At 34.4% G+C, this 14064-nt stretch carries 1 protein-coding gene; it reads left to right on the top strand.

Annotated features, from left to right (window positions below):
- Positions 1 to 193 precede the first annotated feature (193 nt).
- Positions 194 to 14041, top strand: coding sequence for a T9SS type B sorting domain-containing protein (locus tag V8G69_RS12130; RefSeq protein WP_394882249.1), 13848 nt, complete (start codon positions 194 to 196; stop codon positions 14039 to 14041).
- Positions 14042 to 14064 lie beyond the last annotated feature (23 nt).

Here is a 14064-nt window from a genome sequence, read left to right as displayed (position 1 = left end):
GATAAAGTGTATAATTTATCCTTTCTCTTAACCATTATTTAAAAATAATTTACGATATTTATACCGTTTAAAAACAATAATTTTAGACTAAATGTTTTTAATGTGAGAATATTTATGCGTTTAATTTTATGTTATTAGCACAGATATTTCCTTTAAAATCACTAAAGTAAAGAGAAATACTAAAAAAACTAATATGAAAAAAACTACTTTTTTTAAATCTATTCTCGTTTTTATAACTTTACTATTAAGTTTTACTAGTATAGCTCAAACCTACAAGACTTTTTCTATAAGAAAAAATATAGATGTAAAAGGTAGTATGCTTGTTATTGGAAACAATATTCTTAGTAAAGATAATCTTCCTTTTAATGATGTAACAAAAGATAACCAAGATATATCAATGCAATATATTGATATTGATTCTGATGCTTCAACATTTAGTTCCAGTAATGCAGATCTTTTATTGTCTAATCATGAAGATGGTAGTGCTACAACATGTTACAGGGTTGCTTATGCGGGTTTGTATTGGGCTGCAATGCTTCAAAGTGGAAGTAGAACAGATATAAATAAAATAAAGTTTAAGTTGCCTGGTAGTTCAACATACAATGATATTACTGGTGAGATTGTTTATGATGCAATTGTGAGTCCTATTATAGCAAATGCTAATGAACCCGGAAATACACCTTATGCCTGTTACGCTGATGTTACTAATTTATTGTCTAGTTTATCAGATATTGAAGGAACCTATACGGTTGCAAATGTAATGTCTAGTTTGGGACTTAATAATTCAACTGGTTTATCAGCAGGTTGGACACTCTTTGTGATTTATGAAGACCCAAGTTTGCACACTAAATCATTCACCTCATTTGATGGATTTAGTCATATTTATGATGGGCATCAAGAAACAGTTCCGGTTACAGGGTTTACAACACCTCCAAATCCATCGCATATTGATTTGCAATTTGCTTATGCTGCTCTAGATGGGGATAGAACAAAAAGAGCTACCAAATTAGAAATTAATGGTAAAGAAGTAACTACTCCATTAAGATCTGCTAATAAGTTTTTTGGTTCTGTAATAGAGAACACAAATGGTGTGTCAAATCCAAGAAATCCTATGAGCGATAATACTTTGGGTTATGATACAGGATTTTTGGAAATATTAGATGCTGAACCAGAATTTATTAAGAATAATGTGTCTTCAGCAGATTTTAGGTTGCAAGTAGCACAGGGACAAGCAGACCCTATTTTTGCATTTTTTAGTGCTTTTGCTGTTGATATTATTGCACCAGAGATAGATTTAACCAAAATTGTGGTAGATACTTCAGGAGATGATATTGATGGGGATGATGTGTATCTTGGGCAAAATTTATTTTATGAAATAACCTATCAAAGTGTTGGAAATGATAATGTAACAGAATTTACTATAAAGGATATTCTTCCAGATAATATTGTTTTCGATCCTTTAACTGATATTGATTTAAGTAATGCAGGAGGCGCAACGTTACAATCGTACGATCCTGTTACTAGAACACTTATTTTTAAAATTCCAGATTCTTCAGTAGAAGTTAACGATCCTAGTTTTGTGATTCGTATAGCTGTTCAAGTGGTGCCTAATTGTTATGATTTAAGTCAAGCATGTTCTAATGAAATCAAAAACCAAGCCTTTGCAACGTATAGAGGTGTAATTAATCCTACTGTTATACAAGATGAAGGTAGTTTTGCTACAGTAGAATGTCTTGGAGTTCCTGGATCTACTAACTTTTTAGTGGATATTTCTAATTGTAATTTCGAAAAGAATGAAGTGCTTTGTGGTAACAGTGTAGAATTAAAAGCTGCTGATGGTTATGACAGCTATTCTTGGTCAACAAGTCCAACAGGTATTCCTGTAATTGGTACTGGTCAAACATATACTGCTACAGCTACTGGAACTTATTATGTAACTGATATAACATCATCTACTTGTATATCTATAGATGAAGTTATACATGTTATACCTTATGGAAATACCATTACAAACCCAGTTATTCCATTTGCCGATTTGTTACCAATCTGTCCTAACGATGGTAAAGTATTGCCGTATATATTTTTATGTGGTGGTAATACCTCACGTTCTATAACTACGGGTATTAGTGATGCTGTGTCAATTATTTGGCAGAAACTAGATGAAACCAGCTGTGCTGAAATGACAATTGATGATTGTGCTAATGAAAATCCAACCTGTACATGGAACCAAGTGGCAACAGGGCCTAATTATGTAGCAGATACTTCTGGCCAATTTAGGCTTGTTATAAATTATCCTGGAGGATGCTTTAGTATTTTCTATTTTAATGTTTATAAAAACTTATTAAACCCTACAGTTACTGCTAAAGATATAATTTGTACTACCCCTGGTGAGATTACAGTTGGAGGTGTTCCTAGTGGATATGAATATAGTTTAGATCCTAACGGTCCATATCAGTTATCAAATGTGTTTACTATCAATACACCTAATTATTATACAGTATATATCAGACAAATTGAAGTAGATACAAATCCTTGTATTTTTGAAACCCCAAGTATATATGTAAGGGAAAGAGACGTAAGTGTAGCGGAATTTGTTACTCAACCATATTGTAACGGAGATAAGGGAAGCATTAAATTAGCTGTAAATGACGCGCTACCACAATATTTTTATAGTATTTCATTAGGTGGAACGCTTGTTAATAGTGTTGGGCCAATTTTAGAAAGTGATTATACTTTTGCTAATCTTAATCCAGGGATTTATACCTATACGGTTTCAACTGATGATGGTTGTACTTTTACGGGCGATATAGAAATAATTAATCCACCGGTATTAACTGTTACAGCGGCACTTACAACACCTTTAACTTGTACTGATGGAGAAATAACAGTTTATCCTGTTGGTGGTACACCGCCTTATCTTTATTATGTAAATAGTACAACAGATTTTCAAAATACACCAATAATATCAGTGTCAACTGCTGGAGTTTATGATATTACAGTTGTAGATTCAAATAATTGTAGTGCAACTACATCAATAACTGTTGATGCTATTCCGGCTCCAGTATTTTCAGTTTCATCAACAGATATTTTGTGTTTTGGTGATAATAGTGGAGTTATTACTTTTAATGTAACTAATGCCAATGGTTATACTGTAGAATATAGTATTGATAATGGTACAACTTTCAGTTTAAACCCAACATTTTCAAACCTTACTGCAGGAACCTATCAAACGATGATTAAGTATTCATTGAATGGTATTGAGTGTTTAAGTATTGCTGAAGACGTTATTATAACTCAACCACAGTTTGCTTTAACAGCCTCTGGTGGAGTGTCTGAATTAGCAGGTTGTGGTCCTAATGGAGAAGGAAAAGTACGTATAACAAATCCACAAGGAGGAACACCTCCATATGAATACAGTTTTGATAATCAAGCAACATGGGTAACAACTAATGAAGCATATGTTTCTGCAGGAACATACACCTTATATATACGCGATGCCAATGGTTGTATTTATGCCATGCCTGGTATAATTATAGAACCAGAACCAGCTTCACCATCGATAAGTATTTCGGATACAGATTATAATTGTGATGGAACCGGTAATACAACAGTAACAGTTAATAACGATGCTACACTTTCATATACTTATGGTTATTTATTAGATGGTGTAGAAAATCCAAATACTGCAGATCCTAAAACATTTTTAAATGTTCCTGAAGGAAATCATACTATTAGTGTGACTTATCAATTGCAAACAGTACCAACTTACAGTAATTTATTAAATGAAGATTTTGGTAGTGGAGCCCCTACAACAACGCCCGGAATTGCAAGCGCATATTGTTTCAACGATCAAAGAGTAAATGCTCCTTATACTTGTGGAACACGCTCTGTTGAAGATAATCAGTATTCTGTAGCAAGCTTTTTTTGGAGGTCAGATGATCCAACAGCAAATAATACAGGAGCTTGGTATCACTTTAAGGATCATACTACTAATGGAACCGATCCAAATGGAAGATTTTTATTAGTAAATATTGGTTCTGCTGCTGGACCTTACGGAGTTCTATACAGTAAACCTATTTCAGATGTCATTCCTTATCAAGATATTCAGGTTGATTTATATGTAGCTAATTTAATGCGAACTGTAAAAGCAGATCGTGATGATCCAGATTTTAGAATACAATTAGTAGATGGTTCTGGTAATGTAATAGCGGAGCAGTATACAGGAATTATACCTAAAAATGAACAATGGAATTTAAAAACAGTAACACTTAACCCAGGAAATAATACCAATTTAACTTTTGTAATACGTTCTGGAAGTGTTCAGTATTATGGTAATGATACTGTTATAGATGATATAAAAGTATTTCAATTACCAAAAACATGTATTGAGCAAGTAGACTTTCCTTTTGTTATCCAACCAGGAAATGCATTTACCGCAGATATAGTTACAGCTAGTAATGTTAACTGTTCAGGCGATACAGATGGAACCATAACTATTGCTGCTCAAAATTTTGATACTACAATAGGTTATCAATATTCTATTGATAATGGTGTAACTTGGAATACACAATTAACATCACCTTATACAATTACAGGATTAGGTGTTGGCAGTTATACTATTATAGTACGTTATGACCAAAACTCTGATGGTATTTGTGATGCAACATTACAACAAGATATTACAGCACCAACTTTATTGGAAGTTTCAGCATCTGCAACGCCAATAACATGTCTTAATGGGTCGACGGTTACTACAACTGCAACAGGAGGAACACCGGCTTATTCATATGAACTGCTAGATGCTTCACTTGCTTTAGTGAATAATTTCCTAGCGAATGGTATTTTAACAAATATTCCAGCAGGAGATTATACAATAAGAGCTACAGATGCTAATGGTTGTACAGCTACAACCACAATTAGCTTACAAAATCCAAATCCACCAACAGCATCAATAATTAATGCAGATTATTGCTATGATGCTATTAATGGCGCCACACTTGAGGTTTCGGCTTCAGGAGGTCAAGCACCTTATGAGTATAGTATTAATGGAAGTGCATTTCAATCAAACCCAATCTTTACTAATTTAACTCCAGGTTCTTATGTTATAACAGTTAGAGATGCTTATGGATGTGAAGTTACTTTGCCTGCAGAAACAATAGCAACACAAGTAAGTATAGATGTAACTTTAACTAAAGAGTTGGATTGTACTTCTAACCCAGACGCAGTCATTTCTGGAACTATTTCAGATGGTTATCCACCATATACAGTAACTTTAATTCAAGGTACAGGAACAATTAACTTAACAGGAAATACATTTACATTATCAACTTCTGTCGATGGAAATTATCAGTTCCAAGTAACAGATGCTAATGGCTGTCAGGTTGTATCAAATGTAATTACAATCAGTCCAAAAATAAATCCAACAGCAACTACAACAACTGTAAATCCAAGTTGTAACGGAGACTCTAACGGTTCGGTGCAAATAATACCAGCTAGTGGAGTAGGACCTTATATGTTTAGTTTTAATGGAAGTAGTTTTACAGTAACATCATTATATACAGGATTAGCTGCGGGTACATATTCTTACCAAGTTCAAGATGCTAACGAATGTATTTTTGATGGCACTGTAACTTTAACACAACCAACAGTTTTAGTTGCTTCTGCAAGTGCAACAGCATTTACTTGCAGCACTAGTAATACAGCACAATCTGCAATAGTAACTATTGATGTTCCAACAACTGGAACAGCTCCATATTTATATAGTTTTAACGGTTCTGGCTATAGTTCAAATAATACATTAACAGTAAATGATAATGGTACAGACCAATTAATTACGTATTCCGTTCAAGATGCTAACGGATGTACTAATAGTGGTTCTTTAACAATATTAAGATTAGATCCACCAACAGATTTAGATTTTGCTGCTACAGATATTACCTGTTTAGCAACAGAATCAACAGTAACTTTAACGGCTACAAACGGAGTAGGACCATTACAATATGAAACTATAGCTCCTTCACCAATCATTATTGCAAAACAAAATTCAAATATATTTACAGGATTAACTCCAGGAACTTATATTTTTAGAGTGACTGATGCTAATGGATGTTATTATACAGAATCATACAATATAAATCCAGTTATTCCAATTGCAGTAACAGGATTAAAACTAAGTGACGCATTGTGTAATGGAGATAATACCGGAGCCATTCAATTTACAGTTTCTGGTAATTCTGGAACCTATACAAGTTCTTTGTCCCCTAATACAGGAACTTTAAGTCAATCTGGAAATACTATAGATGTAATAGGTTTAGTAGCGGGAAGTTATACTTTAGAAGTAACCGACACAACTACAGGCTGTACTGCAACTGAAACTATTACTATTTCAGAACCAGCAAATCCTGTTAGTTTAACAGCAACAGCAACTAATGTACATTGTAATAATTTTGAATCTCAAATTACAGTTATAGCTACAGGAGGAACACCAAATTATACTTATGCTGCTGTGATTTCAGGAGCTGCTGCACCAATAACTTATTATAACAGCAATGTTATAAATGTTAACACCAATAATGGAGTAGATTTAGTTTGGGATGTTTATGTAAAAGACGCTAATGGTTGTACAGCAACTACAACAGTAACCGTAGTACAAGATCCATTGCCAACAGTAACTGCACCATCAGTATCGAATCAATGTACAGTTACTTCTGGATTTACCTTTACAGTTTCAGGAACTGGTGTGGCACCATTATCATATAGTATAAATGGTGGAGCATCATACCAATCTAGTCCAACATTTACAGTAAATGCGGCAGGAAGTTTTACAATAACAATAAAGGACGGAAATGGTTGTACTGCTACTAGTGCGACACAAACAGACGTTTTTGCACCCATTACAGTCAATGCTGTTTTAACAAAAGATTTAACGTGTGATGCTCCAGCCGAAGCAACAATTGATGGAACTATTTCTGGTGGTAATGCACCTTATACAATAGCAACTATTCAAGGTAGTGGAACTGCTACTGTAACAGGGTCTACATTTACATTTTCAACATCTGTAGCTGGAGATTATCAGTTTGAAATTACCGATGCAAATGGATGTACTCAACAAACCAATGTAATTACAGTTACAGATACTGTAAATCCTGTGATTTTAAATGTTTCTCAAACACAAGATATTTCATGTAATGGAGAAGAAACAGCAGCAATAGTCGTAAATATTGATACAAACTTCGGATTCCCACCTTTTGTAATAAATGTTCATAATGATACAACAGGTACAGATTATGGAACACAAACCTCAGGATTGGCAGCAGGGAATTATACTATCACGGTTACAGATGCAAGAGGTTGTACTGATACAGAAACTATTGTAATAGTTGAGCCAAATGTTATAGATTTTGATTTGGTTAAGGTTGATATAACTTGTAGTGCTCTAGGAGGATCTAGTTTAGGTTCAATTACGGTAGAAAATGTTACAGGTGGCACAGCTCCTTTTACATATTATATTACAAATAATTTTGGTGATTTAATAGTTGGCAATCCATATTCAGCTACATCAAATGAAGACCATACTTTTGATATTATAAACTTCGGAATCTATACAATTAATGTTATTGATGCAAATGGTTGTAGTTTAACAAAGCAAATAACAATGGCATCTCCTCCTTCAGATTTAGATATAGACGTCACCACAGTCTCTTCTGATTGTATTAATGGAGGAACTGCTACTGTTGAAGCTATTTCAATGGTAGGAAGTGGTAATTACGAGTTCGGAATTTTAGAATTTAATTATTCACCTTATACATCCACTTTTGTAGGGCCAGATACTCCGGGTGGAAGTATTAAAACATTTACAAATTTAACTCCAGGAGTTGTTTATACATTTGTTGTTCATGATCTTGATACAGATTGTTATTTTGTTAAGTCTGCAGATTCACCAATTGCTCCAGCCTCTACGTTAACGTCATCAGTTATTCCAAATAATATTACTTGCTTAGGTGAAAATGATGGAAGTGTAACATTTACTATTGATGGTTTTGATAGCACAACAACTTCGGTTGATTATGAAATTTTCACCGCCTATAATAATATATCACTTGGAGCACCGGTTAATGTGCCTGTTACTTTTGGCACACCAGAAACCATTACTGCCCCATCTCCAGGTACATTATCTGCAGGTCAATATTATATAGTATTTACCGAAAATGGAACTGGTGCTTATAATGGATGTAAGTCAGCATCAGCAATTTTTGAGATTAAAGAATCTACTATCGATTTAACTATTTCTGCATCAGTTTCTAGAAACGAAAACTGTAACGAGTTAGGTGTTATTACTGCTATTGCAAGCAATGGTACAGCACCTTATACGTATCAATTATTATTGTCTTCTGATCCTGCACCAATAGCAACTGATGCTGGTTGGATTACATCAAACACGTTTACAGCCGCAGCTGGTGATTATATTGTTTATGTTAAGGATGCTTATGGTTGTATAAAATTAGCTCCTGTAAGTTTAATAAAAGATCCTGAGCCAACCATTGATCCAGTACCACAACAATGTTTTGATGGAACACCGTTTAATATAACGTTAACAGGAACAGGTGTAGCTCCATTAACCTATAGTATTGGTGGTGCTTATCAATCTAGCCCAACGTTTACAATTAATTCAGCTGGAACTTATACAGTAAGTGTAAAAGATGCCAATGGATGTGTTGCATCAGATTCTTATGTAGTTCAACCTCCATTATTACTAGATGCAGATTTAACCCAAGATTTAACATGTTTGGTTGATGCAAGTATTACTTTAACAGCAAGTGGTGGAACAGGAGTTTATAACACATATGAAGTTAGTTTTAATGGTGGGGCTTATGTATTAGCAAGTACACCATATACAGCAACGATAGACGGAACTTATCAATTTAGGGTAACCGATTCTCAAGGTTGTCAGGCTCTCTCTAATGTTATTACGGTAACTCCAAAAACAACACCAACATTTACATTTGCTCAAACTAATGTGAGCTGTAATGGTAGTGCAGATGGTAGTATTATAATTACTGCAGCAGATGGTATAGCTCCATATCAATATAGTATTGATAATGGAGTTACATTCCAACCATCAAATGTATTTAGTGGTTTATCACAAGGGACTTATGATGTTATTGTAAGAGATAGCAAAAATTGTGATTCAGCAGTAACCCAAGTTACAATAACAGAACCAACTTTAGTAGATGGAACTGGTGATTTAACTCAAGGATTAACTTGTGGTACTGGCAACGCAACGCAACCAGCTATTGTAACCATAACAGGAAGTGGTGGAACAGCACCATATACTTATAGTTTTGATGGTGGATTAAATTATACATCAACAAACACCTATACTACTTATGCAGCTGGAACAGTAACTGCTTATATAAAAGATGCAAATGGATGTATTATTGTTACTCCAATTGATGTTGTTATTCCTGCTTTAGATACGCCAACAGATTTAGATTTTTCATCAACACCTGTGACATGTATATCTACAACAAGCGATGTTACATTAACTGCTACAAATGGTATAGCACCATTATCATATGAAATAATTTCACCTATTGCAGTTGGACCACAAGCTTCGAATGTATTTACAGGTTTAGCTCCAGATACGTATGTATTCACGGTTACTGATGCGAATGGCTGTTATTATACAGAATCTTTCACAGTGGTTCCTGTTACAAATATTACAGTGTCAGGATTATTGGTTAGTGATGTTAATTGTAATGCTGAATCAAATGGTGCTGTAGATTTTACGGTATCTAATTTTGCTTCAACATATAGTTATTCAATTAATGGAGTACCAACAGGATCAGGACAAACGCTAACAACCATTTCTTTAACAGGATTGTCTGTTGGAGATCAAACCATTATAGTGACTGATGAAACTACAGGGTGTACAGATACATTCACAGTAACAGTTAATGAACCTGCTGTATTGTCCCTTGTTGAAGCTTCAAATATTAAAGCAAATTGTAACTTTGGTGCACAAGTAAGTGTAACTGCTAATGGCGGAACACCTCCTTATCAATATGCTTTTGTTGTTGATGGAGATGCTCCTAGTGCATCAGATTATACTAGTAGTTCTTTTGCAATTTTAGATCCGGCAACTAGTTTAGATTGGGATGTTTGGGTTCTTGATAGTAATGATTGTAGCAATCAAATAGATGTTGTTATAGCTACAGATCCATTACCAACAGTAACTGTTCCAACGTTAGCTTCAAATCAATGTAATTTAACAAACGATCCATATACGTTTACTGTAACTGGTACAACAGGAATTTCACCATTTGAATATTCAATTGGAAATGGTTTTCAATCAAGTCCTACGTTTACAGTTTCAACTCCTGGAACATATTTTGTAACTGTAAGAGACGGAAATGGTTGTACTGCAGTTAGCGGAACTTCAATTACCATTTATCCTGCTTTAGATCTTTCGGCTTCAGTAACTACGTTGCCAAGTTGTTCGGATAATGATGGTGTTATTACTGTAACTGGTGCAGGAGGTTCTGGAAATTATAGTTATGCAATTAGTCCTAATGTAGGATTGGTTTCTGGAAATGTAATTTCAGGAGTATCATCGGGAACTTACACAGTTACTATTACCGATACAGTAACGCTATGTACAAAAGATATCGATGTAACATTAGATGCAGCAACACCAGTGACCTTTACTACAACTCCAACCGACGTGAGTTGTAATGGTGGTAGTGATGGTAGTATAACGGTAAATTTACCAGCAAGTAATGATAATCCAATCTATACTTATGAGATAACAAGTGGACCCGTATTGGTTCCGTCTCAAACATCAAATGTCTTTACAGGATTACCTATGGGTACGTATGATATTACGGTAACCTCTGGAAGAAACTGTACTTTAACTCAACAAGAAACTGTTGGTGAGCCTAATGTTATGAATGTTCCAGCACCAGTAGTGGTAGAATATGCCTGTACAGCAGATACAAATACAACTAATTTTGCTACTATTACTGTAAATGGTGTTACTGGAGGTTCTGGAAACTACACAATTTATGAATTTATAAAAGGAGGAACCATTGTTCAGTCAGGTTCTAATAATGTATATACTGAAGCGGATTTATTAGGAGGTAACTATACAATTAATGTATATGATGATAAAGGTTGTTCAGGAACTACTACAGCTACTATTCAACCATTTATAAGTATCGATACATTAGATATAACTATAGATAATGCTATTACTTGTACTAATGATGAAGATATTACAGTTTCTGTAACAACTACTGGAGGTACACCTGCAAATATTGAATTTACCGTTGAAGACATTGATGGTGCAGTAATAGGTGGAGTTTATGGTCAAACAAATTCTACAGGTATATTTACAGGATTGCCAATTGGTAACTATTTAATTACTGTCGTGAATTTAGATACAGGCTGTAGTTTACAAACTAATCATTATGTAAACGATCCAAATACATTTGATCTTAATATAGATAATGTTGTAGATGTAACTTGTTTTAGTGATAACGATGGAAGTGTTGATGTAACTTTTATTGATCGTATACCAACACCTATAGACGAGTCAGGACCATTTAGTTATCAAGTATTTAATGTAACTGATTTAGTAAATCCTGTACAAACTGGAACAACTGCCAATGCGGGACCAGTTACCATCAATGGTTTAGCTTCAGGAACATATTCTATAATTGCTACCTTAATAAATACACCGTACTGTACAGTAACTAAAAACTTTACTATTACAGCACCTAATGCAGCATTAGGAATTGCAGAAACCCACACAGAAATTACATGCGTCAGTGGTTATAACGACGGAACTATTTCTGCAAGTGCTTCTGGTGGATGGCCAGGTGGTTACGAATACCAGTTAGCTTTAACTAGTGGAGCAGTAATTACAGCCTATAGCTCAGAATTTAATTTCACCGGTTTAACAGCAGGTAATTATACGGTTAGTGTTAGAGATAGCAAAGGTTGTGTGGCAACAGTAAATGTTGTTTTAACCAATCCGTTACCAATAAATGCAAATGTTACGCCAAGTACTACTTTGTTGACTTGTTTTGGAGATACAAATGCCACAATAACAGTTAGTAATGTAACAGGAGGACAAGGAAGTAATTATACTTATACTCTTAATATGGTTTCTCCAACTGTAAGTTCTTCTGGTCCTCAATTATCACCCGTATTTACAGGTTTAAGAGCTGGAACTTATAATGTAACAGTAACCGATGGTTATAATTGCGCCTTTACAAGTGCAGATATTGTTATTGCAGAACCAACACAAATTGAAGCAAACTTAGTAAAAGCTTCATCACAAACTTGTTTAACCGAAACCACTTTAACTTTAAGTGCAACTGGTGGTACAGGTATGTATGAGTATAGTGATAATGCTTCATTTAGTCCAGTTTTAGGTTCATTTGCTTCAGATATTACATTTTCTGTACCTGTAGGAACTTATAGTTATTATGTTAGAGATGCCAATGGCTGTTTAGCTGCTGTTTCTAATGAAATCACTGTAGATCCATTGCCAGCTTTAATAGTTGATTTAGATACTACAAATGCTACTATTAATTGTGCTGGAGAAAGTACAGGTGTTATTGTAGCAACAGCTCAAGGTGGATTAGGAAATTATGTTTACACATTGCAAGATGGTTCTGGAAATGATATTTCTGGAGCAATCCAAAATAGTCCAGGTGTATTTACTGAACTTCCTATTGGAACATATCAAGTACAAGTTGAGAGTGGAGATTGTTTAATAACTTCTGCACCTGTTACTATAACAGAACCTAATTTACCATTAGAAGTAACTTATAATGTAACCGATGTTGTTTGTGCTGGTAGTAATGATGGTATATTAGAAATAACTGCAACAGGAGGAAGTGGTTTAATTCAATACGCAATTTCACCACAATTAAATCAATTTTTTGATGATCCAATTTTCGATAATCTAGCACCTGGTAATTACCAAGCTATTGCACAAGATCAGTTGGGATGTTATGTGGTTTTTGATTTTGTTGTTAATGAACCTGTTCCAGTATCAATAAGTATTGTTCCAAATTCTATCATTCCTGAAATGTGTAATGGCGATATGAATGGCTCGTTTAGTATTGAGGTTTCTGGTGGAAATTTACCTTATAGCGTAGCTTTAGATGATATTAATGGAACTTATACAATTGGTGCGCCAACACAAACACAGTTTGATTTCACAAACTTAAGCGGTGGTGATCATATTGTTTATGTAAGAGATAATTTTGGTTGTGAATCAGAATGGAATATTACATTCCCAGAATCTGTATTAATAAATCCACAGGTTTCTGTGGATTACGGATGCGTTAATAATGTTTCCGGAAATACAGTTACTGTAACTGTTGATGAAAGTATTACAAATCCATCAGATTTAGAATACTCATTAGATGGAGGACCATATCAATCAAGTAACATATTTACAGATGTGCCATCTGGTTTAGGTCACTATATTGATGTTAGACACACTAATGGATGTATAAAACAAACACCAACTTTTGATATTACTCAGTACGAACCTTTAACATTGGCATTGAGTAATGGAGGACTAAATGAGATTTTAGCAACTGCTACTGGCGGTTCTGGAGATTATGAATTTACATTGAATGGAGAATCTTACGGAAGCACAAACACTTTCATTATATACGAATCTGGTAACTACACTGTTACTGTAACAGATAGTTTTGGTTGTGTTGCAACAGCTACAGGGTATTTTGAGTATATTGATGTTTGTATATCAAATTATTTCACTCCAAACGATGATGGCAATTTAGATGAATGGGGACCTGGTTGTACAAGTCAGTATAAAGATTTAACTTTTGATATTTTTGATAGATATGGAAGAAAAATTGCAACTTTACGCGTAGGTGAAAAATGGGATGGTAAGTATAATGGCATTGAGCTTCCAACAGGAGATTATTGGTATGTTGTAAGACTTAATGATCCGAAAGATGATAGAGAATTTGTTGGTCATTTTACACTGTATAGGTAATAAAACTATTGGTTATGTCCTCT

The organism is Gaetbulibacter sp. M235, assembly GCF_043876835.1.
In the GTDB taxonomy this organism is placed as follows: Bacteria; Bacteroidota; Bacteroidia; order Flavobacteriales; family Flavobacteriaceae; genus Yeosuana.
The sequence above is the reverse complement of the archived record's forward strand: the minus strand, read 5'-3'. Positions and strand labels throughout refer to the sequence as shown.

What these genes read in the sequence shown, in the direction of transcription:
- V8G69_RS12130 (WP_394882249.1), top strand. Translation starts at nt 194, where the DNA reads ATGAAAAAAACTACTTTTTTTAAATCTATTCTCGTTTTTATAACTTTA.